The organism is Laspinema palackyanum D2c (assembly GCF_025370875.1).
Taxonomy (GTDB): Bacteria; Cyanobacteriota; Cyanobacteriia; order Cyanobacteriales; family Laspinemataceae; genus Laspinema; species Laspinema palackyanum.
The window spans coordinates 298,693-323,103 of the sequence record NZ_JAMXFD010000001.1 but is presented as its reverse complement, the minus strand read 5'-3'; the positions used below and the strand labels follow the sequence as shown (position 1 = coordinate 323,103).

General features: G+C 49.8%; 20 protein-coding genes. 8 read left to right on the top strand and 12 right to left on the bottom strand.

Annotated features, from left to right (window positions below):
* Positions 1-66: 66 nt before the first annotated feature.
* Entirely contained in the window at positions 67-414 is a 348-nt protein-coding gene (locus NG795_RS01425) for a hypothetical protein (RefSeq protein ID WP_367286889.1), read from the bottom strand.
* A 513-nt stretch (positions 415-927) separates the two neighbouring features.
* Here NG795_RS01425 and NG795_RS01420 point away from each other — a divergent pair.
* The 4 genes from NG795_RS01420 (at position 928) to NG795_RS01405 (ending at position 4,929) form a co-directional block, all read left to right on the top strand.
* The gene (locus NG795_RS01420) at positions 928-1,359 is read left to right on the top strand and encodes a hypothetical protein (RefSeq protein ID WP_367286888.1); all 432 of its coding nucleotides are present in this window, start codon (positions 928-930) and stop codon (positions 1,357-1,359) included.
* A gap of 98 nt (positions 1,360-1,457) precedes the next feature.
* A complete protein-coding gene (locus NG795_RS01415) occupies positions 1,458-2,507 on the top strand; it encodes a mannose-1-phosphate guanylyltransferase (protein ID WP_367286887.1) in 1,050 nt (349 codons plus the stop codon).
* Between the two features lie 140 nt (positions 2,508-2,647).
* On the top strand, positions 2,648-3,046 hold the full coding sequence (locus NG795_RS01410; protein WP_367286886.1) for a cupin domain-containing protein: 399 nt from the start codon (positions 2,648-2,650) through the stop codon (positions 3,044-3,046).
* Positions 3,047-3,276: 230 nt separating this feature from the next.
* Complete coding sequence (locus NG795_RS01405; RefSeq protein WP_367286885.1) at positions 3,277-4,929, top strand: ABC1 kinase family protein; 1,653 nt, start codon at positions 3,277-3,279, stop codon at positions 4,927-4,929.
* A 433-nt stretch (positions 4,930-5,362) separates the two neighbouring features.
* Here the strand turns inward: NG795_RS01405 and NG795_RS01400 are convergent, their stop codons facing one another.
* From NG795_RS01400 to nagA, 11 genes are all read right to left on the bottom strand, one after another.
* Positions 5,363-9,055, bottom strand: a complete 3,693-nt coding sequence (locus NG795_RS01400; RefSeq protein WP_367286884.1) for a CHAT domain-containing protein — start codon at positions 9,053-9,055, stop codon at positions 5,363-5,365.
* 264 nt (positions 9,056-9,319) lie between these two features.
* Positions 9,320-10,132, bottom strand: coding sequence for a DUF1822 family protein (locus NG795_RS01395; RefSeq protein WP_367286883.1), 813 nt, complete (start codon positions 10,130-10,132; stop codon positions 9,320-9,322).
* Complete coding sequence (locus tag NG795_RS01390; RefSeq protein ID WP_367286882.1) at positions 10,132-11,007, bottom strand: hypothetical protein; 876 nt, start codon at positions 11,005-11,007, stop codon at positions 10,132-10,134. Before NG795_RS01390 ends, NG795_RS01395 begins: the two co-directional genes overlap by 1 nt.
* A gap of 40 nt (positions 11,008-11,047) precedes the next feature.
* Positions 11,048-11,602 carry a hypothetical protein gene (locus tag NG795_RS01385; RefSeq protein ID WP_367286881.1) on the bottom strand — a complete coding sequence of 185 codons (555 nt, stop codon included), beginning with the start codon at positions 11,600-11,602 and terminating at the stop codon, positions 11,048-11,050.
* A 267-nt stretch (positions 11,603-11,869) separates the two neighbouring features.
* Positions 11,870-14,668 (bottom strand): TIGR02921 family PEP-CTERM protein, encoded by a 2,799-nt coding sequence (locus tag NG795_RS01380; RefSeq protein ID WP_367286880.1) that lies wholly within the window; start codon positions 14,666-14,668, stop codon positions 11,870-11,872.
* Between the two features lie 255 nt (positions 14,669-14,923).
* Entirely contained in the window at positions 14,924-15,298 is a 375-nt protein-coding gene (locus NG795_RS01375) for a DUF423 domain-containing protein (protein WP_367286879.1), read from the bottom strand.
* A 48-nt stretch (positions 15,299-15,346) separates the two neighbouring features.
* The gene (locus NG795_RS01370; protein WP_367286878.1) at positions 15,347-15,775 is read right to left on the bottom strand and encodes a hypothetical protein; all 429 of its coding nucleotides are present in this window, start codon (positions 15,773-15,775) and stop codon (positions 15,347-15,349) included.
* A 114-nt stretch (positions 15,776-15,889) separates the two neighbouring features.
* Positions 15,890-16,318 carry a hypothetical protein gene (locus tag NG795_RS01365; RefSeq protein ID WP_367286877.1) on the bottom strand — a complete coding sequence of 143 codons (429 nt, stop codon included), beginning with the start codon at positions 16,316-16,318 and terminating at the stop codon, positions 15,890-15,892.
* Between the two features lie 90 nt (positions 16,319-16,408).
* The gene (bchM, locus tag NG795_RS01360) at positions 16,409-17,095 is read right to left on the bottom strand and encodes a magnesium protoporphyrin IX methyltransferase (RefSeq protein ID WP_367286876.1); all 687 of its coding nucleotides are present in this window, start codon (positions 17,093-17,095) and stop codon (positions 16,409-16,411) included.
* Between the two features lie 104 nt (positions 17,096-17,199).
* Complete coding sequence (gene mgsA / locus NG795_RS01355) at positions 17,200-17,574, bottom strand: methylglyoxal synthase (protein ID WP_367286875.1); 375 nt, start codon at positions 17,572-17,574, stop codon at positions 17,200-17,202.
* Positions 17,575-17,626: 52 nt separating this feature from the next.
* Positions 17,627-18,868 (bottom strand): N-acetylglucosamine-6-phosphate deacetylase, encoded by a 1,242-nt coding sequence (gene nagA, locus NG795_RS01350; protein WP_367286874.1) that lies wholly within the window; start codon positions 18,866-18,868, stop codon positions 17,627-17,629.
* 332 nt (positions 18,869-19,200) lie between these two features.
* Between nagA and purE the strand changes: the two genes are divergently transcribed.
* From purE to NG795_RS01330, 4 genes are all read left to right on the top strand, one after another.
* The gene (gene purE / locus NG795_RS01345; RefSeq protein WP_367286873.1) at positions 19,201-19,722 is read left to right on the top strand and encodes a 5-(carboxyamino)imidazole ribonucleotide mutase; all 522 of its coding nucleotides are present in this window, start codon (positions 19,201-19,203) and stop codon (positions 19,720-19,722) included.
* A gap of 423 nt (positions 19,723-20,145) precedes the next feature.
* Positions 20,146-21,675, top strand: coding sequence for an ammonium transporter (locus NG795_RS01340; protein WP_367286872.1), 1,530 nt, complete (start codon positions 20,146-20,148; stop codon positions 21,673-21,675).
* 250 nt (positions 21,676-21,925) lie between these two features.
* Entirely contained in the window at positions 21,926-22,756 is an 831-nt protein-coding gene (locus tag NG795_RS01335; RefSeq protein ID WP_367286871.1) for an SGNH/GDSL hydrolase family protein, read from the top strand.
* Between the two features lie 366 nt (positions 22,757-23,122).
* Entirely contained in the window at positions 23,123-24,328 is a 1,206-nt protein-coding gene (locus tag NG795_RS01330) for a 4-hydroxy-3-methylbut-2-enyl diphosphate reductase (protein ID WP_367286870.1), read from the top strand.
* Positions 24,329-24,411 lie beyond the last annotated feature (83 nt).

Genomic DNA, 24,411 nt, shown 5'->3' with positions numbered 1-24,411 from the left:
GATTTAATGCGCCTGACCCTGACCGGGAAAGCGATCGCCACCCTTAAGGATCCGTAAGGCAGTTGTTTATGAAATTTCCCGAGTTCCGACCAACAGTCGAGTTTTCTCCGGGTACAACAGTTGAGTTGTCGGGGAAGCCAAGAGGGGAGTTTTCTCCCGGTTTGGTTTGGCATTCTTAAATCGCAAGGAGTCGGATAAATTAATCGGATGGGGATGGCGATCAGGTTCGCGATTCCATCCGGGCTCAGTAGTAACCAAGTCTACTTGATTATGGAAGTGACTCAGGCTCTGGGAGGAACGGAGGGAAGTAGAAAAATCTGGCATGAATTGCCAACAATGTTGACAAAACCAATCAACCTGACTATTGCGAATGTGGCGCAAAAGTTGATAAGAGCAGCAAGGACAAGAACTCATAATGTAACCCCCAGTTCATGCTTTTGATGGAAACCAACAACCGTTTAAGCTAAATTCCGACCCGTCCCGAGAAAATTTTCTGTAAACTTCAGACCATCAGGGGTGTCCCGGGGAATGAGCTGATTCAGTCATTGACCTACACCCTAAGCAGAGATTGTGAATTACTCGTGAATTGTTAGGGCGTGTTAACAAAACGCAATAACTCCCCAACCCCTTGCCGGATTTAAAGGTTCCGGGGACCTTCACCAATACTTCACTTTGTTTTTGTAAAAAAGTTCACAGTAGGTGAATTCATCATCAATGCCACTCTAGCCCATAATTTTAAAGCCTTTGGCCTTTCCGGAGTTCCCACGGCTTCGGGGCAGAGGACCCCAACGGTGAAGACTCCCCCGCCCCTGCCATCTCTTTGAGAGTGGGATTGACTTAAATTTACCCGATCGTTTATAAAAACCCCATCGATTAGCTATGTTACAAAACCTTACCCCTTGTGTGGCAAAGGATAGGACGGTATTCATGTCTCCTTTAAAAAGTGTCAAAAGTGACCGGAAGGAACGGCTACATACAGAAGTAGCCCTCGATGTTTTCAAGGCGAGGAATCCTGCTTTAGTGATTGCAGTGAAAAACTTTTTGAAGGTGTTACCGACCCCTAAAGCGATCGAAGAAGTGTTGAAAGAAGCAACTTATGAACTGGCAGAAGTTGATCCCGATGCTTGTCGATGGTTAGTTCAGAATTCATTATTGCTGATGCCAGAACTGGATTTAAAGGCGGAAGCTTGTGCTTTGGCGGTACAGAAATTAAAAGCCAGTGGATTTGAGGAAGGGCCAGATTTTCACCAGGAATCCCGCAGACAGTTACAGCTAAGTGAGGCGGCCAAGTCTCAGTTACAGGTAGGCAACTCGGTGTTAGAGAGTCTGATGTTAGAAGAACTGTTACAACTGGGCTAATCGGGTGACTTTTACCGGATTAGCCATCCCGTCGCGAAGCCCCCAGCCTGAGCGGTTATAATAAGGCAAACCATAATAACCGTTAAGAAAAATTGTCCATGATACCCGTAATTCTGGCTGGGGGGAAAGGGGAACGCTTTTGGCCCCTGAGTCGCCGATCGCGACCCAAGCAGTTTCTAAGTTTAGATGGCACAGGAGTCAGTCTACTCCAAGCCACCGCCAATCGGTTGCTGGCAGTCGCCGGAGGTTGGGACGGATTGTGGGTGGTTACCAATGCCCAGATTGCTGATGGCATCAAGGAACAGTTACCCCAACTCCCGGAAAAAAACATTCTGATTGAACCCCAGGGACGGGATACAGCGCCTGCGGTGGCATGGGCGGCGATCGAAATTGAGCGCCGCGAGGGTCCCGAGGCAGTCGTCGGATTTTTCCCCGCCGATCACTGGATTGGCGATGAGGATGCCTACGGAAAAACTCTAGCGGCAGCGAGTCAACTGGCAACGGAAAAAGCGGCGATCGTCACCCTGGGAATTGAACCCACGGAACCCTCAACCGGGTACGGTTATATCGAACAAGGAGAGGTAGTCGCCCCTTATCAGGGATTAAACGCCTACCGCGTCAGCCGCTTTACAGAAAAACCCGATCGCCCCAAAGCCGAGGAATTTATCGCCACAGGCCGCTATACCTGGAATAGCGGAATGTTTATTTTTCGCGCTGGGGTGGTCATAGAGGAGCTAAAAACCCATGCTCCGGAGATTTTTGAACCCCTAGCCCAAAAAGGGGTAGAAGCCTATGCCGAACTCCCCAAAAAGAGTATTGATTATGCGTTAATGGAAAAAACCCAGTTAGCTTATGTGATTCCTGCCGCCTTTGGTTGGGATGATTTAGGCGACTGGAACGCCTTGGAACGACTCCTCAAAGGCGACCAAACCAATGTGGAACTCGCGAACCATATCGGACTCGACACCAGCGGTGCAATTCTCTATGCCAGTAGCGACGATGAACGCATCGTCACCATTGGATTAGAGGATATCGTGATTGTGCGCGATCGCAATGTTACCTTAATTGTCAAAAAAGACCGCACTCAGGATATTAAACAAGTCCTGAAACAGTTGGAAAACGACCCCCGATTTAGTCCCGAATTATAATATAGCACCCCGAGGACTGATGAGGGACAGATGAATTCGGGAATCGGAATCTCATCACTGGGGGAACCGTTATATTTGTTTAGGGCGATCGGCCATCTGGCGCATCTCAATCCACTTGAATCTCAAGGAAATATAAATCCATGACAGAAACCAAAAACCCCACCGAATTAGAACCCGTGAACACCTCCGATAGCGGACTTCATACCGAACAGAGATTTTGGGGAAGCGCCACCGTCTTAGAAACCGGAGAACGGTATCGCATCTCCCGAGTCGAAGTCAAACCTGGACATCGGATGAAAACCCAAATTCATTATCACCGGAGTGAACATTGGATCGTTGTTTCTGGGACTGCCAAAATCGTCTGTGGTGACAGTGAATCCCTACTGATTCAAAACCAGTCTAGCTACGTTCCCGTCTGTACCCCCCATCGCCTGGAAAACCCGGGGGTGATTCCCCTCGTCTTAATCGAAGTGCAAAATGGAGAATTTCTGGGGGACGAAGATATAATCCGTCTCGAAGAAGATGACAAAGAAGGCTAAACGAGAAAAGATCGAGACAAAGTAAGAATAAAACGGGAAGAATCTCTGGATTATCCATCAAAACGGGACTATTTTTAAGAGTCTCTAACCCCATCCCCTGTGTCTTGGGGAGGATTAAAGACGGGTCCTCTCCGCTTAAACAGCGGGAGACCCTCCGTTAATTGTGTGGAATTCTTGATTTTTCCCCGTTCTTGATTCTTCCAATATACCTCTAACTGGTGAGAGTTCAAATGTGGTCAAACCTTACTCAATCTAGCGCCCGTCAACGGGAGATTTTTGAAGTCGTCCTGCGTAATGGTTGGGACTACATGAGACGGTTGTTGACGGGAGGCAAAACCGATGAACCGAAATTGCCACCACCAGCAGTCCTCCGGAACATATTCGTCGATCTCGGACCCGTTTATGTGAAAGTCGGCCAACTGCTGAGTACCCGTCCCGACCTTTTACCCCAGGAATATATTGATGAACTGACGGCATTACAAGCGGAAGTGCCTCCAGTCCCCTGGGAAGATGTAGAGGTAACCATCCGCCAACAATTGCGACAACCGATTGAGGATGTTTTTGCCACCCTCAATACAGAACCTGTTGCAGCGGGTTCGATCGCCCAAACCCATCGGGCCACTCTCAAAAATGGCCAGGAAGTTGCGGTTAAAGTGCAACGTCCCGGATTAGAAAAAATCATAGAACAAGATATTACCTTGTTGACGGGATTAGCAGAATTAGTCTCGATCGCCGAGTTTGGAGACTCTTACGATTTAGTCGGTTTGGCGGAAGAATTTGGGACCGCCTTGCGTGGGGAGTTAAACTTTACAGAAGAAGGGGCAAATGGAGATAAACTGCGGCGCAATTTAGCCAAGAGTCGCTGGTTTGACCCAACAAAAGTCGCGATTCCAGAAATTTATTGGAATTTAACCACAGAAAAATTGCTGGTGATGGAGTGGGTTGATGGAGACCCAATTTTGCTGGCAAAATATGATGGAATGCCCGGAGTTGATAGAGTTGACCAACGGAAGGCGATCGCCAATTTATTGACGCGGGTATTTTTCCAACAAATTTGTTTAGATGGATTTTTCCATGCCGACCCGCATCCAGGGAATTTGTTTTATTTGCGGGATGGACGAGTTGCCTTAATTGATTGTGGGATGGTGGGACGAATGGACCCGAGAACCCAACAATTGCTGATTGAGATGCTGTTGGCAATGGTGAATTTAGACGCCCAACGATGCAGTCAACTGGCGATCGATATGGCCGGTTCCACGAGTAAGACAGTCAATGTCGCCAATCTGGAAAGTGATTACGATCGCCTCTTGCGGCGCTATTATAACCTAAGTCTGTCTGAACTGAGTTTTAGCCAAATGTTCTATGAAGTGCTAGAAGTCTCCCGCAACAATCGCTTGCGGATGCCTGCAAACATGGGACTTTGTGCCAAGGCGATCGCCAACCTAGAAGGAATCGCCCGCAATCTCGACCCCGATTACAACTTCGCCGAACAAATCAAACCCCTAATGACCGACTTATTCGGACGGCAATTAATTGGGGAAGCACCCTTACAAGGGTTACTCAGAACCGCCCTAGATATCAAAAATCTCTCCTTGCAATCTCCCAGACAATTTGAGGTCTTACTCGATCGAGTAACCTCAGAAAGTTTAATTTGGAACGTCGCCATGAAAGACGTTGAGGCCCTACGCCGCACCGTAGATTCCTCCGCCAATCGGCTTTCTTTTAGTATATTGGTAGGGTCTCTGATTATGGGGGCAGCCGTCGTTTCCTCACAAGCTGCAGTGAGTAACGTCTATTATTTGAGTGATATCCTATTTGCAGCAGCGAGTTTGATTGGGTTGTGGTTAGTGATTAGTATCTTGCGATCGGGCCGATTGCGGTAAGTTCGGCGGGGGTCCGGCGGGGGATTTATCCCCCGCCTCATAGCTAAAGTCGGTTAAAAACCGACTGAAAAGCAATCAAAGCGCTTCAGTCGTTATCCCTCTTAGTTCGTAGTAACGACTTCAGTCGTTATCTTATCTTATTTCGTAGTAACGACTTCAGGCGTTATCTTATCTTATTTCGTAGTAACGACTTCAGGCGTTATCGTTCTAGCCTTTCTCAGTGCTATGAGGTACATTTTAGAGGAGTGCGAGCATCTTGCTCGCTATCCTCTAAAGCGAGCAAGATGCTCGCACTCCTCTAAATATTTGTGTCTCCACTGCACCACTAAGTCCGCTAAAAACCGACTAAAAACACCAGGGGATAAGACTTGCAGTCGGTTTCAACCGACTTTAGCTATTAGGCGGGGGATTTATCCCCCGCCGGGTGTCGCCACTACCCCAACCCCTCACATCGAAAAGCTGCCCAATGAACCGGGTGATTAAAAAGCCGGACAGTTGGATCCTTGATTTTCTTCACAAAATCATCCACCAGTGTGCGAATACCCGTATAATCCTCCGATGCCTGAAGATTCCCCTCCTTTTCAGCTTGTTTCTGTAATTGATACAACCGTTTTTTTTGCTCCTTCACAAAGTCATCCACAGTCAACTCCCGCAATTGCCGTTGCGCCTGTTGCAGCGCCGAAGCCCGATCGCACCCTTTCTGGCGAGCTTCATGATACAATCCCGAAAGCAGCGCCGTAGAGATATCCCCGACGGACCACTGACTGCTCAAAACCGCCCGGGCCCCGGCACAGAGAAACCCGGTCCCCAGGGTAATCAGTTCATCGGCGAGGTTTTGTGGCAGATTCAACCCGGTTTCGCAGCAGGAGAGAAAAATATCACTCAGTTCCGGGAAGCGCCACCCCGGGGAGAGTAATTGGCTGACCGTAATCGTGCCATTGCCCAGACGGAGGAACGATTCCAGGGGATTATCAAACCGAGTTTCGGCATGGTGAGACGAGAGGAGATGGGTACAGACCTCCAAAAGACCGCGATAGGCCTCCCCCGTGGCCGCTTGACTACCCCGCAACCGGCGTTCTGGGGGGATCTGAAAGAGTTGGGCCACGATATCCCCTTCAAAGCGGGTAAAGGGTAAATCATCCGTGGCATTTTCTACGGTGCCGTAGGTGGTATCCTGTACCGAGGGACGACTGTGGCAGAAGCTCAACACCTGGCAACTGGGGGCATAGCGTAACCGGAATCGGTCTCCGAAGTATTCCCCACTGTCCGTAGGCAGGGCGACAAACGGGATTTGATGCAGGTATAGGTGAGGGATGAGGATGAGTTCCTCAATATTTTCTAGGTAGTCTTGAATGAGTTTATCCCACTCCAGACGCTGGGAGAGTTCCTGCAAAACCTGCGGCATTTGGTCTTGCCATATCTCATTACGGATCTGTCGTTCCGCTTCGTTCGCCGCCCCAATCCCGGCATAAGGCGTCACCCAGGTCTCCACTAACCAGCCCTGGAGGGTGTTGAATCCTTGACCGGCACAGGTATGACGGTGGAGACTGCCATCGCCGCGCAGGATGAAAATGTGAGTATCATCATCCGTAGTATAGAAACTGAGGAGGGCGACGGTGGGTTTATCCAGCAATTCTTGCATTTGTGCCAACTCCAGGGGAACGACTTGTTGGAGTTTGGCGATGACATTATCCTCCTGACTGAGTGCATCCAGGACCTGCTGTTTTGCGGTTTCCAGGGCGAGAATTTCCTCACTGAGGGCCTCGGTAGCAGCGCGGTGGATGGCGGCGAAGGGACTTTTGTTGCCGGTGGAGGAATCGGAGGAACCTTCTAGGAGGGAACGCTGGGCGTCGATTTGTTGTTGTAGCTGTTGCAGGTGGTCAAGTTTTTGGCGCACCGATTCTGGAACCTGACCATCGGCATAGAGGTCTGCGGTTGCCATCAAGTCTACCAGACGTTTAGAGCGCACCCGTTCGACAATTTGCAGGGCCAAATCCAGGCGATCGCAATTCACCGCAGCTTGGATAGCATTTTCATAAACCCGAATCCCCTGGTGGATGATATCCTGACGCAGGGCCTCAGTTTTCGCCCAGGCGCGGCTTTGTTCTAGGGCCTCAATGGCCTTTTGGGAGGCATCCAGGGCGAGATTCCAGTCCTGGCGACCCATTGCCAAGCGAACGAGATTTTTGGCAGTTGTCAGGCAGTTGGCTGGTTGTAATTTGGGTGGCAAGTATTGTAACGCTTCCTGATAGGCAGCGATCGCCCAATTCAGGTTTTCTACTGAATTCTCTCCCAATTCGGCGCGGGTTAAGTAGGCCATCCCCAGGTTGTTGAGAGTATATGCCAAATCCTTGAACAAGTTCAGTTCGCGGCGGATTTCCTCAGCTTCCTGATAGGCAGCAATTGCCTCACTCAGGTTTTCTGCGCTATTTTCTCCAAATTCGGCGCGGTTGTGGTAGGCATTCCCCAGGTTGGTGAGAGTATCTGCCAAATCCTTGAAGAACAAGTTCAGTTCGCGGTAGATTTTCTGAGCTTCCTGATAGGCAGCAATTGCCAAACTCAGGTTTTCTGAGCTATTGTCTCGCAATAGAGCGCGGTTGCGGTAGGCATTCCCCAGATCGTTGAGAGTGCCTGCCAAATCCTTGAACAAGTTCAGATTCCGGCGGATTTCCTGAGCTTCCTGATAGGCAGCAATTGCCAAACTCAGGTTTTCTGCGCTATTGTCTCCCAATTCGGCCCGGATGCAGTAAGCAACCCCCAGGTTGTTGAGAGTGTTTGCCAAATCTTTGAAGAACAACTTCAGTTCGCGGAGGATTTCCTCAGATTCCTGATAGGCAGCAATTGCCAAACTCAGGTTTTCTGCGCTATTGTCTCCCAAATCGGCGCGGTTGCGGTAGGCAGTCCCCAGGTTGGTGAGAGTGCCTGCCAAATCCTTGAAGAAGTTCAGTTGGCGGCAGATTTCCTCAGCTTCCTGATAGGCAGCAATTGCCAAACTCAGGTTTTCTGCGCTATTGTCTCCCAAATCGGCGCGGGTGAGGTAGGCAGTGCCCAGGTTGTTGAGAGTGCTTGCCAAATCCTTGAACAAGTTCAGTTGGCGGCAGATTTTCTCAGCTTCCTGATAGGCAGTAATTGCCTCACTCAAGTTTTCTGCGCTATTGTCTCCAAATTTGGCGCGGGTGCAGTAAGCAACCCCCAGGTTGGTGAGAGTGGTTGCCAAATCCTTGGACAATTTCAGTTCGCGGCGGATTTTCTCAGCTTCCTGATAGGCAGCAATTGCCAAACTCAGGTTTTCTGCGCTATTGTCTCCAAATTTGGCGCGGGTGCAGTAAGCAACCCCCAGGTTGGTGAGGGTTTGGGCGTATTTGTCGGGAACGCGCTCTCGGGGATGAGCTTCTAAGACTAACTGGTAACCGGCAATGGCAATCTTCTGATTCTCCAGAACATTACCCCCGGAAAACTCTTGAATGCGGATACTGAGGTTTCCAATCCATGCCGCCATCATCTCCGACTGTTCTAAATCCCCTTTAGTATAGATAACATGGGCGAGGGTGGTGATTGCTGCCACAAACCGTTGGTCTAGTAAGGAGAGATGGGCGGATAATAGGCGGTGGACATCTTCCTCCCCTCCTGGGAGTTCTGCCTCTATCAGCGCTTGCAGAAATTTGAGGAGCTCATGCCCGGTGGAGGGACCCGAGGGGTCTGGCATTCCGGGGTCGTCTCCGGTGGTTAATACGGTTTCGAGGCGCTGTTTTGTGCGTTTTCCTAACTCCACTAACTCGGTGAGGGTGCGTTGGAACTGGCGGGGGGTGAGGGTGCCATCTTCTAGAGGGATTTCGGTGGTGATGCGGACTTCGCCATCGGAGGGGTCCCGTTGCCAGCGCACGAGTTTGAGTTCCCATCCGAGGTGCAGCAGGGTTGCCATTGCGGTTTCGGCGTAGGGATGTTCTGCTGGGATGGTGAGGAGTTGCGGGATAAAGCAGTTTAAGAGTTCGCCATTTTCTTCTAGGTTGAGGATGACTGGCAGTCCCTCACTGGTAAGGTGGATGCAGTGGTTTTCCGGTTCGGTTTGATAGGTCCAGTTTTGGGCGTCGAGGAATTGGGTGATTTGTTCGAGAGTGGTTGTCATGGTGATGGGTTTGGGTTGTGATTTGGGTTGGGGGGGACGAGATAGGGTTTCCCATTGTTATGAGGTTTTGGGAGTGCGGTAAGTAGCGGCAACACCCGGCGGGGTAAGTAGCGGCAACACCCGGCGGGGGTTAAAACCCCCGCCTAACAGCTAAAGTCGGTTGAAACCGACTAAAAACACCACGGGATAAGGCTTGCAGTCGTCTTTAGACGACTTTAGCTATGAGGCGGGGGTTTTAACCCCCGCCGTTTGTTGCGACTGGAGTTATTCGCTTAATTTGCGCCATTGTTCGTCCATTTCTTCGAGGACGGACTCTAAAAATGAGCGCTGCTGGAGGCGGTGTTTATCGGGGTCTGATTGGGTGGGGGTTTCTCGGTTTTTTGTTACCATCAGGTCTTTGCTGTTACGGGTGAGGGTGTCGTCAAATAATCGCTGTTCCGCTAAACCGGCCCATTCCCAGGGTTCGTGGGGACTGGCGGCGTAGACTCGTTGCAGTTCGGTAATGGCTCTTTGGCGCAGGGTTTCGGGTAGGGGTGAGTCGTCTCGGGCGGCTAAAATTGCCCCTAGGAGTTCTAGACGGGTGAGGACATCAAGGAGATTGTCTAGGGAGCCTAATTGCTCTCGGTGTAAGGTTTCCAGGGGGGTTGTGCTGTCTGAATGGGCGACAAATCCCAGGAGTTTGGCAGTTTCGGGGGTGTCGGGGTTGAGTTCGACTCCGACATAGCCAATTCTTTGGGGGTTGGGGTGTGGCGGGAGGCGGATTTCGGTTTGGTCCGGACTAAAGGCGCGACATTCTATCCATCCGATTCCCGGTAAGGGCAAGTCGGCAATATCCTGGGTTTGCCGTTGTTTTCGGTTCCAGAGTTGTGCGGATGTGATATCGGTTTCGATTTGGTGCAGGTCTAAATAAAAGGCGACGGCAATCACGCTGAGGGTGTTACAGCGCACTCGTTCTGCTGCTTCGGGGTTGGGTTGGGTGACGGCAAAGATATCCGCAATGTCTCTCTCTTCTTCCGTGAGGGGAATGGTGATACTGAAGTCATCTATCGGTTGTTCTCGAATCTGGGTTGTACTCATTAGGACTCACCTCCGGGTTGTTTTTTGCTGGTTTTTTTGGATGCCAAGATTTCTTGAATTTGGGGGTCGTCGAATTCCCAATATTCCAGCAACAGGCGCAGGGATTTTTTATAGAACGTTTGGATGCTGCTGGGTTGCGGCAGGTGCAAGTGTTTGGCGAGTTCCGTCTGATTTAGGCAATCCGGAGGTAAGAGCAATTTCAAGACCACTTGGGCTGTTATATCCTGGCGATCGCGCATGGTAACTCGCTGCAAGATGCCGCTAGGGTCGGTTGTCACCCAGTCTAAGGTGTCATTCAGCAGGGGCTGGGGGTCGCCTTCTGCCGCGATCAAGTCCAGGGGATTGAGTAAGTTGCCCTCGGAGTCTGCCACGGGTTGCGCGTAGAAAATGTTCCGGCGCTTCCGTTCGCCGGTTTTGGGGTCCTTGGGGCGAGTACAGTCGCCGATCTGGAATTCGAGGAGTCGTTTTTCCAGATACGTCCTTAACCAGGGTATCAGGCAACTGCCGGGGAGATTGGGGTCGTATTTTTCGTATAGGTTCTTGGAAAAATACAGCCAAGTCTGCTGTAAGGCATCAGAATAGTCCTGGAAGTTCTCCCGGGTGCGCTTGAGATCGAGTTGGCGAGACTGTTCGATTTTCCGAACAATTTGGTCCATAATTTTCCGCCGCTGGAGATGTTGCGGTGGGTACTGGCACCCTTGGCGCACCAGTTCGTTGAGTTCGTGGCAAAGTGCTTCGATAAAGTCCATATTGCGATCGCCCTGACGACGGGTACAGCCATGATTATCAGGGATTACACGAGATTCTAGCAAGGGTAGATTTACGCGATCGCCATTCATCCCGGACTCGAAACTGTCTATGCGAAAATCGCTCATCGGTCACCTCCTGACTGCTGGTGATATCGGTTTGCCATGATTATTCCCCTTCGGAACGGGACTGCAAATGGGAGGCGATCGCCTGTTGGAGTGCTTCTAAACTCCCGTCGGGCAGCAATTGCGCCAGTGCAGCAGCGATATCTTGTGCCATCTCAGGAACCCCGGGATCATTGCCCGTTGCCAGAACCGCCTGGAGACGCGGCATCGCTACCTCATCCACCAGATGAATCAGCGCGTCCAGAACCCGGTTAAATTGGCGTTCCGTCAAGGCGGCATCTTCCAAGGCAAACCCAATACTGGCGCGGATTTCCCCATCACTGGGGTCATATTCCCACCGCAGGAACTTCACGGACCAGGCGATCGCCAGCATGGTTTGAAACACCACCCCTTTATAAACATGATCTTTCACCTGCAACAGTTCGGGGACAAACACAGACAGATACTCCCCCTCTTCCTGTAACTGAATCACAATGAGAAATCGCTCAACATTCTGCGCCTCATATCCCGTGATAATCTGCGAGTTGGCCTCTTGCAAATCATAGCCCCCTCCCCGGTTATCCAGATATTGTCCAATTTGTGCCAGTGTCGTTGCCATAGTAACCTCTCGATTCCAACTGATTTGCTCGTTAGGGGAGTAACGGGTCAGCAAGAGGTGTTTTACGAAAGGGGAGAAATAAATTTTTGAGGAGATCCGACAGTTGTTGCAATTGGTGCAAGATTTCAGATTAACTCCACCTCCGGTCCCCTCCCCTTGGCAAGGGGAGGGTTAGGGTGGGGTTCTCTTCACGCTATATAGCCTATTAACAAGGAAACTGCAATTGTGGGTACTGCCCACCTTACTGTTCCTGGTCCCTACGAGGAATTATCTCACAGATTTTTTACCCCATTTGCGCTTGGCAAAAATCAACAGCCCGATCGCCCCAATTGTTCCTAACCATTCATGGGGTTCCGGAACCGGCACACTCATCATATCGTCCGGTTGCTGCAATTGTTCTTTCCCATCTTCGATTTCCCGATTAAACCGATCGCTGCGGGATTCTGCTTCTTTTAGCTGTTGCTTTTGTTCCTCGTTAACCAGCACGATCGCCGAGGAATAAGGGGAGACAATTTCATAGTGTTTGGCAATGGCATGAATTGCATCTAAATCCGCTATACTTGCCGCATTCATCTGTTTAGATAACGCCAAAATCAGTTGCCTTGCCCCTAATGCTTCTAATCCCGCTTTGTCTGGAACTGTTGCATTGGCTAAAGTTTGCGGTAAGGTGGCGAGATCCGCTTTCGCCGGTTTCTCTACAACCCAGCGATATCCATCCACCACACTCACCGTAGATTGGCCTAATTTAGCGGTGGTGGCGATGCGCTGTAATACCTCCTCTAGGTCCGTGGAAACGCCTCCGGAACTGCCTTGAATGGCTTGTAAAGTGCCGTCATCATACGCCCGGGGTAATCCCCCTAAATGGACCATCCATAAGGGACTGGAGAGGGTGAGCAAATCAGGGCTATCTTTGGCTAATTCATAACTGCCGCGATCGCTAATTAAGGCGACGGCATCATAAGTTGTATTCCCCTGCAATTCCTGAAACTGCTGCAACATTTCCCGATAGTTGAGGCTGCCATAATAGGTGATTTTGGCTGGATTCAACTCACCGATATTGTCCAGACGCAGGGGAATCCCACCGGGTGAGGCGGTTAAATAAATATCCGCATCGTTGTTATCAAAACGGTTATCGGCAAATCCGTTTTGTTTTAGCCAATTTACGGTTTCTGTGACTTCTTTGCCGTGCGATCGCATACTATAAGAGCGATCAACGATGACAGCAATCCGTTTCCCTTGGGGTAAAATATAATCTCTGTCACTTAAAGGTTGTGCGAAAATCTGGTAATCTCCCGGTAAAGTGACCTGATGTGCGGTGAGTGAGGGGGGATTAGTTGCCGGGAGAAACTCCGGCATCCAAGCATCACCGAGGCGTTTTACTGTTTCTCCGTTATACTGGCGCTGGGTTGTGCGATTCCAAAAGACGTTCCGTTTTTCTGCCAGTTGTGGCATCGCCCAACCTTGGGCGCTTTGCATGACTTTATAAGTTAACCAGAGATGTTGTTTCGGCTGTTCTAGGCGGTTAGTATTGTCAAAGGAAGTGAGGCGGGCGGGGACGGGAAACACTCGGAGGCGATATTGTCGGGGTCCAACTTGTTCCAATAGTGCTGGATCAATACTGCGCCGCACTTGGTCATTATACACCTGTTGGGCGGCACCCCGGGGGGAAATCTGGAAGACGTAGCGATCGCTGCGATCGGCGGTTTCATTTAACCAAACTCCGGTTAATACTGCACTTTCCGGCAAGGAAAAATAGTAAAAAACCTCCTCATCTTGAGGGGTTTGGTTTTCATAAACCTCATACAATTCTACATCGGCCCAATCTCCCCGTTCCGTGACAATAATTTCTTGTTGAGTTAGCAAAACTCGTTGTTCATTAATATTCAGTAATCCCGCTTTGGCTTCTTCTCGATTAAAGGTGGATTGCGCCGCGTGTAAAATGGTTTTGGCTTCTCCCTTTTGGATGGGCGTATCAAAAAATTGCTCGTAGAGGGTGGCGGCTTTTTCGCTATCTTCTCGCGACCCTTGGTACAAAAAGGGTGACATTAACCCATTATACCAATTCTGCAAGACTTGCGCGGTAGATTCCTCTATTCCCAAGAGGTCCTGATACATGGCCTGGATGTGATTATTATCTTCATGGGTACTCAAATAGCGATAGGAAAGTAAATAAGCGTTGAGCAGTCCTTGGCGAATTAAGTTCGATTTTCCTAACAATTCTTGCCGTTCTCGATCCGTGGCTGCTGGGTTTTCTAAGCTTTTAAAGGCTTGAATTTGGGGTTGCTGTTGAAACGATAAAAATAGCACCATCCAGGCTGTCACTACGACGCCTGACCCAAATACTGCCCATTTTCGTCCGTATTGAGCGGCAAATTGTTTGATGATTTTGTAGCCGGAATAGATATGAAAGGTAGCGAGGGCGGAAGGCATGGCAATGAATAAGGTGGCACTGAATCCCCATAAGAAAAATGAAAAAGGGACCCACCAGATTGCATTCCAGGATTCATACTCGAATAGATTAATGATTCCCTGTACCCACTCAAATCTGATAAGGTAACCGGCAAAAAAGACGGTGAAGGGAACAACATAGAAAAGTAATAATGCGCCGAGATAGAGGCCCATTAATAACATTAAACTGTGGGTGGCGAGTTGTAGCCAAGCTAACTTGCGATCGCCCTTGGCATAGCCATAGAATAATTCTAGTCCAAATGCAGCCATTGCCACCCCGGCAGTTCCAACGAGCAGATTACTGGCGCCGGTCATTTCTCGCAACATGAATAACCGCACCAGGCAGAGGGCAAATAAGGGCGCTTCGACGCCATAAAACAGGCGAATCAGTTGTAAGGGATGTTTGCGTAATTTGGTCCCGATTATGGTACAAACTGTGGGAATGGCGATCGCCCCGGTGACTGCCAAGGTAAATTCTACGGGGATGATTCCCTCAACGGTTGCCCGAATTAAGGGGATGGCTATCCAAGGTAAGATACCCAGATAAACAATGCCTAAAAATGTGAGATTCCATAGCCAGAAAATTACCGAAAACAAACCGTGCAGCCAGACTTTCATACTGAACTCCGGAAGTCAGAAAGATAGAGGGGAACCAGTTGAGCCTAGGGACCCGTTGCCTCTATTCCGGGGACTGTTCCATTCCCTGGGGTAGTCATCAGCAACGAATCCCTCTCTCTTTCCCTATTGAATCCACGAAAATTCAAAACGTCAAGACCCCATCCCAATGGGTCCCAAACCCTTGCCTGTAGAAAAGTCAAAACCGGCAGAGGTGGGGTTCCTCCGCCGGTTTTCGCAAGGGGTGCTTGCACTTCCCTACATTTTCCAGGTTGCCACGGCTAAACAACCCCAACCGAGTAAAAAAGCGGCACCCCCAATGGGTGTAATCGCACCTAACGCCTTGATCCCAGATAAACTGAGGGTATATAAACTTCCGGAAAAGAGCAAGACGCCAGCGATGAAGGCAAATCCAGCCACTCGCAGCCAAATCGAGGGGGTTTCAGTTTGACTTAAAACCAATCCCACGAACAACAGGGCCAAGGCGTGATACATTTGATACTTTGCGCCCGTCTCAAAAATTTCCATCGACCTCTCACTGAGGTGAGGTTTCAATGCGTGAGAGGCAAAGGCCCCGGCAGCGACGGAGAGTCCCGCCAAAATTGAGGCAGTTACCATAAAAAGTTGCGCCATCGATATCACTCCTGAAGTGCGAGTCTGGTTACCCAACTGGATAGGGAGTTATCCAAAATTAAACGAGTAGTAAATTTCGCCGCGATCGCTGACTTCAAAATCAGCGTCAAATTCTACGGCTTTTTCATCTAAAAATTTTCGGGCTTTTTTCACAGATAATCCGGCTTCTAATGCTAACCGCATCACCGTAATTTTGCCATCATGGGCCTGGATTACCTGATAAAAAATCGACTGAATGCGATCGCGTTCCTGTTTAACCTGCAAATGATAACCCTCCTTATTGTCCCGATATAATCCCCAAGCCATTGCCCCCCCTTGAAGGGTAAAAGGGAACCCCAATAAAAGAATGCAAGCTTTCAGTTCCTCTCTATCTTGAGCGGGAGTATCCGGATTGTTTAACTTTTCCGTAGCTACTCCTAAAACGGAGAGTCCTAGGAGCATCAATAGTGCGGATGCTGATTTTTTCAACCCTTTCATAATTTCAATCTAATCGGTTTTATAGGTCGGTATTTTTGATAAACTCTACTTTCCCCCATCCTTCATTCTTCCTCGATTTAAACCCGGAAATACTCCGGGATTGAGACAATCTCTTTAGACTTTAAATCGATAGACCACATCCCCGCGATCGCTCACCTCAAAATCGGCATTAAACTCTTTGGCTTGTTCTTCTAAATATTGCTTGGCTTGATGAGCAGAAAGCTGAGTTTCCATCGCAAAGTGGAGGGCCGTAATTTGACCATTGCGTTCGCGGATCATTTGGAAAAAGATCCCCTGGAGGCGATCGCGTTCCTCCTTATCCAACGCCAGCTTTTTATTTTTGCCCTCGCGATAGAGACCCCAGGCTAACCATCCACCCACCCCCACTGCTGGAATTCCAATCCCGAATCCTCCGATCGCGAGATCTCTGCCGTCGGCTTGATCATTGGGATCAGTTTCCGCTAACCCCGAGACAGCCATGATCAGACAAAAAAATCCAAAAGCCAGCAACAAACCCGCCGCCACCGTTTTAATCGGTTTCATAAACTCCACCGGAATTTGTAAAATTTCCCGAAATTTTAGCCTACTGTCTTGACCCTTGTCATCGGGTGGCTGAGAGGGATTTTTCCTCAGTTAGCGCCGAATTGCTTCCAGGAGGCGAGAATAATAAAACCGAGTGCTGGTCATCTCTTGGCGAGCGATCGCAAAGCCATTTTTAGCCAGAATCGCGATGATATCTGCTTCTCGATGTTGGTAAGCCCGAGTTGTTTTACTCGGACCGGGGAATAATTCCCCAACCTTCTTCAAAGCACTCAGCGCAACAGTTTTCGGGGCAAAACTCAGAATCACCCGGTCCTGTGCCAAAGAACAGAGATGGCCGATCATCTCTCCCGCCTTATCCTGGGGATAGTGAATCAGCACATCCAGACAAATCACCGTATGATAGCGCCCACTTAACGATTCTAAATCCTGGGCTGCAAAAGAAATCGTATTGCTAGGACCGAACAGGTCCTTCGCCCGTTGGTAGGCTTCCGCCACCATTTTTTCGGAAATATCGCTGCCATAGACCATTGCACCGGCTTGTCCGAGGGGAATACTCAGACTGCCGACACCGCAACCGGCATCACAAATGGATAACCCCTGCAAATTGCCATCGGCTTGTAGCCACGCCAGGACGCGATCGACCGTTTGCTGATGTCCCTTGCGGATATCCAGCTGAACTTTATTGACCTCTTCGGTGCCGTAAATTCTGCGCCAGCGATCGAACCCGGTGGCATTAAAATACTCCCTGACTACGGTTTTATCATCTACTGCGTTCATTGGAATGCCTGTTGCTCTGTTGTCTCCAGCCTCTTAACTTACCACATTCTTTCAAATGAAAAAGTAGCCAGTCCCCGACCTTTTCCCGTTGCCGGTTTAGGGGATCAAGCAGGGGACAAACTGGGCATAATCGCTTCTGCGGTGGCAAGATTGGTTGCCAGGGGGGTTTGCTGGAGGTTGCAAATTCGTAGGAGTGCCTGAATATCGGGTTCGTGGGGTTGAGCAAATAGGGGATCAATCAGGAAAATCACCGCTTTAACGGTCCCTTCGACGACTTGGGCGGCAATTTGAGAATCTCCCCCCATCGGTCCTGATTGCATGAGTTGGACTTCGAGTCCCGTGGCTTGATTAATTCGGGTGCCGGTGGTCCCGGTGGCAATCAAATGATAGTGGGACAGGATAGCCGAATGCTTTTGAGCAAAGGCTACCATCTCATCTTTTTTGCGATCGTGGGCGATTAAGGCAATGATTGAGGACATCAGATTAAATCCAGTTGGCGCTTTGAAGTGGCCCCGGAGAGGCTTTATGCCGCTAGTCCAGGGGTCCAAGTCGCTCCCAGGTTAACAAATTTTCCGATTCATCGAGATGCCAGCGCAATAAAGAAGCCGGTTGACCAATGTTTAACTGGGGTAAGGCGATCGCCCATCGGGGGGATTTCGTTGCCAAGGCGATCGCATCTCCCACTTCACAGAGTCCCCATTTGACTAAATTCTGCACTCCGGTAAGCAGCGGCAAGGTAGTTCCGGCAAGGGTGCCATCTTCTAAACGGGCGGTCCCGTTAATCACTTCAATTTGACGACTATCCCAGGGATATTTCCCATCGGGGAGTCCCAAGGGAGAGAGCGCATCACTAACTAGAAAAATGCCCTTGTAGTAGTGGCTGGCGCGCAGCAGCAACTCAATGGTAATCGGAGAAATGTGCTCACCATCGGCAATTAACCCACATTTGACCTCCGGATGGACGATCGCCGCCCCTAATAAGCCCGGTTGCCGGTGATGAATCGGCGGCATGGCATTAAACGCATGAGTCACCATCCTTGCACCCCGATTAAAGGCGGCTGTTGCTTGTTCTGCCGTGGCGAGGGAGTGACCCAAACTAATGGTAATCCCCAGGGAGTGCAGATAGTCTAGGGTTTCACCACTGGGGTCCAATTCCGGTGCCAGGGTGATAATTTTGACCAGTTGGGCATAGTCTCCTAAAACGCGCTTGACATTGGATAGGGTGAGGGGGAGGAGATATTCTCCTGGATGGGCGCCGCGTTTGTCCGGATTGAGGAAGGGTCCTTCTAAGTGGACGCCCCCAATTTTAGCCGTTCGTTGATTCTTGGGACAGGAATATTCGGGGTTGTTGATAAACGCCGATAGGGTAGCGAGCGATCGCTGAATATTTTCCACCGAAGTTGTGACGAGGGTGGGGAGAAAAACATCTACGCCTTCCTGCCAAAGAAATTGACAAATGTCCTGCAGTTTGTCAAAATCAGCCAATTCTAGATCGGGAAAGGCTAGTCCTAAAGCGCCATTAATTTGGAGATCGACCCCCCCCAAGGAAACCCAGTCCCCTTCTACATCGAGTAAAGCCATGTCTTGTAAATTTTCCACAGAGGGAAGGGGGGGCTTCTCGGTTTTCATGGGTTGAATCACCGCGATCGCACCCTGTTGATCAATTCGCAGCCAGTGCAAGTCTTCATAACCGGGAAGTTGAGCATTGATAATATCCAAGTTGGTGCAACCCGAGATGGGCAGAAGAGTACGGAGGCGTGATAGTGGAGTCATCGAAGTTGTTATCAAACAAAAAGGTGAGTGCGAATCTAAAAGAGATTAGGAGAGTTTAGGAGAGTTTAGCGGAGGGATTTGGGCTGTTCAATTTTAGGGTGGGAATGAGGGTAGTTTCCGATTCCCAGTCTGGTGCAATGGGTGGATTTGGGTTAAGTGTCCTTTAAACTTAAGGTTCAATTTCCGAGAGTTAGTCCTTTGAAGAAGGCGCTGCATCTGAAATCTCCCACCTTACCTTAATTTTTAACTTTAAACTCTAAAATTTAAACCTTCAAATTTAACATTTTTCCTATAAAATTTGAAATCTCCAATCTAAAATCTTAAAACATCCAATGAGTCAACGCCAAATCGGCATTATTATGGGCAGCGATTCGGATCTGCCGACGATGAAAGAGGCGATCGCCGTCTGTGAGGAATTTCAGGTTCCGGTAGAGGTGGCGATCGTCTCCGCTCATCGTACCCCGGAACGGATGGTGCAGTATGCGTCCCAGGCGCATCATCGCGGACTGAAAGTGATTATTGCCGGTGCAGGAGGGGCCGCCCATCTCCCGGGAATGGTGGCGGCACTGACCCCTTTACCCGTGATTGGGGTTCCCGTATCCAGTCGGCACCTGAGCGGGGTGGACTCTCTTTACTCTATTGTACAAATGCCCGGAGGAATTCCTGTGGCAACCGTGGCGATCGGGAATGCCAAAAACGCGGGATTGTTAGCGGTGCAAATTTTAGCTACCCATCAGCCGGAATTGCTGGATCTCGTGCAACAGTACCGTCAAAGCCTCAAAGACTCAGTGATGGAAAAGCAGGCACGTTTAGATCAACTGGGTTATCAAGAATACTTAACTCAGATGCCCTGATTTCCAGAGGGACCCAGGAATGCCGACCCTTGCCAATGGAAAGGTTTGAGCCATCAAAAGCCGCCATTTGGGGAAAAAGTCGGAGATTTTTCTCTCCAGCAACCGAAACAAGCGTCTCAATAAATGTAAACTCTGATACAGAATGAAATTCCCAGAATTGGTGCAATCATTGTGACTCGGAGCATGGAGATCCGTCGGCTTTTTCCGAAAACAGGGACGGTTGCGTCAGGTTTCGGCGCTCATCCGAGGTTCCCTAGCGTAAGTCATTTTAGAAAATCACCAGCTCCGAAGTCTGGAACGTGCAAATGGGGGACAACCTACGACCAATCAGACGTAGGCGACTGCTCCAGCTTTCCACTTCTAAAGCACCCACTTGCTCTTTGCAATTCCCTGTGCTTGACCCATTCACCGCAAAGTCCGACAATGACCTCTAAATTCAACTTCAACCTGAAATCAAAACCCAGATATCGTAGGCGGCCCTCTTCCCGTCGGAATGCCCCCCTGCGCCCGGAGAACTCGATTTTTCAAAAATTGTCCTCTGCTATTGGGAGACTCTCCCCTTCCTGGAAAGCCTGCATTCCCCTAGCCAGCATTATTTTACTGCTATCGGCTTACTCTGCGGTTGCCCAAGCCCCTCCAGGGGACCTACCCGAAACCTTAACGGACACCGAAGAACTCCGGATCGCCTTGGATACCATGTGGGTGGTGATTGCCTCCATCTTGGTCATCTTTATGAACGCCGGGTTTGGGATGTTGGAAACGGGCTTTTGCCGTCAAAAAAATGCCGTCAACATCCTCTCCAAAAACCTGATCGTCTTCGCCTTAGCGACGGTGGCATTCTGGGCGATCGGATTCGGCTTTATGTTCGGGGATGGCAACCCCTTCATCGGCTTTAGTGGCTTTTTCCTCGCCGGACCGGACAACAGTCCCGCGACGAACGAAGCTTACGCGGGAGTCTTCGATTCTTTAAGCTGGACTGGAGTCCCTCTAGCTGCCAAGTTTTTATTCCAAGTCGCCTTTGCCGGTACTGCAGCCACTATTGTTTCCGGTGCTGTTGCTGAACGGATTAAGTTTGTGGACTTCTTAATCTTCAGTCTCTTACTGGTGGGAATTGCCTATCCCATCACCGGACATTGGGTCTGGGGTGGGGGCTGGCTTTCCACTTTAGGCTTTATGGACTTTGCCGGATCCACTGCAGTTCACTCCGTGGGAGGTTGGGCTGCCCTGATGGGGGCTGCTTTCGTAGGGCCACGTCTCGGTAAATATCAAGATGGACGTCCCGTGGCGTTACCCGGACATAACATGAGTATCGCTACCTTGGGATGCTTGATTCTGTGGGTCTGCTGGTTTGGCTTTAACCCAGGTTCGACGATGGCGGCTGACCACACCATCGGCCATATTGCTGTAACTACGAATATTGCTGCGGCTATGGGTGCTATTTCTGCAACCATCGTGGCTTGGATGTATCTCGGCAAACCTGACCTTTCCATGATTATCAACGGCATCCTCGCCGGACTGGTGGCGATTACGGCCGGTTGTAATGGGGTCACCGTTTTTGGCGCTGCCATTATTGGGACCATCGGGGGCATTTTGGTGGTGTTCTCCGTGACTTTCTTTGACAGTATCCAAATTGATGACCCGGTTGGGGCGACCTCAGTTCACCTCGTGAATGGAGTCTGGGGAACCTTAGCCGTGGGTCTGTTTAATGTAGACAGCGGTTTATTCTATACCGGGAGTCTCGCCCAACTGGGAGTCCAATTCCTCGGCGTGGCCTCCGTTGGTGGCATGACTGTTCTGCTGAGCACTATTTTCTGGCTGGTGCTTAAATCTGTCCTGGGTATTCGAGTCAGGGAAGACGAAGAGTTAAAGGGCTTGGATATTGCGGAACATGGTATGGAAGCTTACAGTGGCTTCCTCAAGGATAATCGCGGGATGGCCGGGGGAAGTCCCTAGCCTATCGGTGCAGTTTGCACCCTCAAATTTTAATCATTCGCTATATTTGCGGTCTTAGGAGGATTTTTAATACACTGGAAGTATCTCCTGACCGCATTTTTTTTGCCCCCAGGTGCGACGAGTAGGGATAAGCTTCCGGGCAAGGTCCGCTTGAAGGTGCAGAGTAGGTCGGGAATTTATTGTTGCGTAGCGATCGACGGCATTGCGTTTAAATTTGCGTTCAAACCCGGTTCTGTCTAAATTCGCGGCCATGTCTTGGTCAAAGATACCTCCCTGGGCGTTGTTATCCCTGGCGACGAATGGGATCTTGATGCTCACGGTCATTTTACTGATTGTCCGCGCTCAAAGTTCGTCCTCGGATCTGCAAAATTTGTCGGCATTACAGGGGAATGGTTCGAGTGCCATTGAGAATGCTTCGGGTTCCCCAACCCCAGTCACGGAGCCTGAGTTAGGTCCCCGTCATCAGTGGAATTATGAGCAATGGTTGGCTCAGTTACAGCGGGAGGCGGAGGCGATCGCCGCTAATCCCCCGGAACGTCTCGGGGTTCTCGCTGGAGATTCCATCAGTCTCTGGTTTCCCCCGGAACTGCTACCTCCCCAACGCACTTGGCTCAATCAAGGGATTTCTGGTGAAGTCTCTTCGGGGTTGTTGAAACGGTTACCGTTATTTGACAACAGCAATCCCGAGGTGATTTTTGTGATGATTGGGATTAATGACTTGATTCGCGGCGTTGCACCGTCCGAGGTTGTTGAAAATCAACGGGCGATCGTTCGGGATCTGGTCTGGGCTCATCCCAACGCCCGGATTGTCGTCCAATCCATTTTGCCCCACAGTGGCGCTGGTTCCACTTGGGAGGGTCGCGATCGCCTCCTGAATATCCCCAACGAGCAGATCCGCGACATCAATCGTGAACTCGCTGCGATCGCCTCCGAGGAAGGGGTCGAGTTCCTGGACCTCTACCCCCTCTTCTCCGACTCCCAAGGCAATCTCCGCCTCGAACTCACCACCGACGGGTTACATCTCAACGAGCAAGGTTACTTAGTCTGGCGCACTGCCTTGATGGTATTTGATCCAATTTAAGGATGGGGATGGGGAAAATATTCGCTGTGACGATTGAAGTTGTTTCTTCTTGTTTGTAGTAACGACTTCAGTCGTTGCTCTCGTGTTATGGTTTAAGCCATAACACGAGCAATCCAAGGGTCTACCGCCTGCTGGGGTGGGTACTGGAGCCAGGGCCTGACCTGGGCGTTACTTGGCTTTACGCCAAGTAACGCAGAAACGACTGAAGTCGTTACTACGAACTTAAGAGAACGACTGAAGTCGTTACTACGAACTTAAGAGAACGACTGAAGTCGTTACTACGAACTTCCCCATCCTCCCCATCTCCCCACTCCCTGTAACCTAAGTCTTCTACAATCAAGAGAAAAGAAGCTAGGATTTCACGGCATGGACACTAAAGCTTTCAAACGCGCACTGCAAAAGTCTGATAACTACCATCGCAAGGGATTTGGTCACCAAGAAGAAGTAACCGGGGTGATGAACTCCGTTTATCAAAGTCCCCTGATTCAGCAAATCCGAGAAAATAATTACACCTTGACTCGCGGCGAGGTGACGATTCGTCTGGCGCAAGCGTTTGGATTTTGCTGGGGGGTTGAACGCGCCGTGGCGATCGCCTATGAAACTCGCCAGCATTTTCCTACGGAACGCATTTGGATTACCAATGAAATTATCCACAATCCCAGCGTGAATCAACATATCCAAGAGATGAATGTTGAATTCATCCCCGTTGAGGAAGGAAAAAAAGATTTTGAAGTGGTCCAAGCGGGAGATGTGGTCATTTTACCGGCTTTTGGTGCTACGGTTCAAGAAATGCAGTTGCTCAATGAAAAAGGCTGCACAATTGTAGACACTACTTGTCCTTGGGTTTCTAAAGTTTGGAACAGTGTAGAAAAACATAAAAAAGGCAATTACACTTCCATTATTCATGGCAAATACAAGCATGAAGAAACCCTGGCAACCAGTTCTTTTGCGGGAACTTATTTAATTGTCCTGAATATGGCCGAAGCGGACTATGTTGCTAATTATATTCTCAACGGTGGGGATAAAGCTGAATTTATGGCTAAATTCAGTAAGGCTGTTTCCGCCGGATTTGACCCGGACCGGGATTTAGCACAAGTTGGGATTGCGAATCAAACCACGATGCTCAAAAGTGAGACGGAAGAAATGGGCAAGTTGTTTGAAAGGACGATGATGAAAAAATATGGTCCGGCAGAATTAAATCAGCATTTTCTGGCTTTTAATACAATCTGCGATGCCACCCAAGAACGCCAGGATGCGATGTTAGATTTGGTCGAGGATCAAGTGGATGCGATCGTGGTGATTGGTGGGTATAATTCCTCAAATACGACGCAGTTACAACAAATTGCGATCGACCGAGGAATTCCGTCTTATCATATTGATAGTGCCAGTCGGATTCTCCCGGGAAATCGCATCGAACATAAACCTTTGCATCAAGAGTTGGAAATCGCCGAAAATTGGCTACCATCAGGACCCCTGGTGATTGGCGTGACATCCGGTGCTTCAACGCCGGATAAGGTAGTTGAAGAGGCGATCGAGAAAATTTTTGCCAGTAAAGCTATGGCAGTGGTTTAAGACTCTGGGTCTTTTAGCAGTCCGGTTTAACCAGTGGAACCGTTGATTTCTGGGTTTCACTGGTTATCGGGTTGAACCGCATC

Coding starts and splice junctions, on each gene's coding strand:
- NG795_RS01425 (WP_367286889.1), bottom strand. CDS start 414: ATGAGTTCTTGTCCTTGCTGCTCTTATCAACTTTTGCGCCACATTCGC.
- NG795_RS01420 (WP_367286888.1), top strand. CDS start 928: ATGTCTCCTTTAAAAAGTGTCAAAAGTGACCGGAAGGAACGGCTACAT.
- NG795_RS01415 (WP_367286887.1), top strand. CDS start 1,458: ATGATACCCGTAATTCTGGCTGGGGGGAAAGGGGAACGCTTTTGGCCC.
- NG795_RS01410 (WP_367286886.1), top strand. CDS start 2,648: ATGACAGAAACCAAAAACCCCACCGAATTAGAACCCGTGAACACCTCC.
- NG795_RS01405 (WP_367286885.1), top strand. CDS start 3,277: ATGTGGTCAAACCTTACTCAATCTAGCGCCCGTCAACGGGAGATTTTT.
- NG795_RS01400 (WP_367286884.1), bottom strand. CDS start 9,055: ATGACAACCACTCTCGAACAAATCACCCAATTCCTCGACGCCCAAAAC.
- NG795_RS01395 (WP_367286883.1), bottom strand. CDS start 10,132: ATGAGTACAACCCAGATTCGAGAACAACCGATAGATGACTTCAGTATC.
- NG795_RS01390 (WP_367286882.1), bottom strand. CDS start 11,007: ATGAGCGATTTTCGCATAGACAGTTTCGAGTCCGGGATGAATGGCGAT.
- NG795_RS01385 (WP_367286881.1), bottom strand. CDS start 11,602: ATGGCAACGACACTGGCACAAATTGGACAATATCTGGATAACCGGGGA.
- NG795_RS01380 (WP_367286880.1), bottom strand. CDS start 14,668: ATGAAAGTCTGGCTGCACGGTTTGTTTTCGGTAATTTTCTGGCTATGG.
- NG795_RS01375 (WP_367286879.1), bottom strand. CDS start 15,298: ATGGCGCAACTTTTTATGGTAACTGCCTCAATTTTGGCGGGACTCTCC.
- NG795_RS01370 (WP_367286878.1), bottom strand. CDS start 15,775: ATGAAAGGGTTGAAAAAATCAGCATCCGCACTATTGATGCTCCTAGGA.
- NG795_RS01365 (WP_367286877.1), bottom strand. CDS start 16,318: ATGAAACCGATTAAAACGGTGGCGGCGGGTTTGTTGCTGGCTTTTGGA.
- bchM (WP_367286876.1), bottom strand. CDS start 17,095: ATGAACGCAGTAGATGATAAAACCGTAGTCAGGGAGTATTTTAATGCC.
- mgsA (WP_367286875.1), bottom strand. CDS start 17,574: ATGTCCTCAATCATTGCCTTAATCGCCCACGATCGCAAAAAAGATGAG.
- nagA (WP_367286874.1), bottom strand. CDS start 18,868: ATGACTCCACTATCACGCCTCCGTACTCTTCTGCCCATCTCGGGTTGC.
- purE (WP_367286873.1), top strand. CDS start 19,201: ATGAGTCAACGCCAAATCGGCATTATTATGGGCAGCGATTCGGATCTG.
- NG795_RS01340 (WP_367286872.1), top strand. CDS start 20,146: ATGACCTCTAAATTCAACTTCAACCTGAAATCAAAACCCAGATATCGT.
- NG795_RS01335 (WP_367286871.1), top strand. CDS start 21,926: ATGTCTTGGTCAAAGATACCTCCCTGGGCGTTGTTATCCCTGGCGACG.
- NG795_RS01330 (WP_367286870.1), top strand. CDS start 23,123: ATGGACACTAAAGCTTTCAAACGCGCACTGCAAAAGTCTGATAACTAC.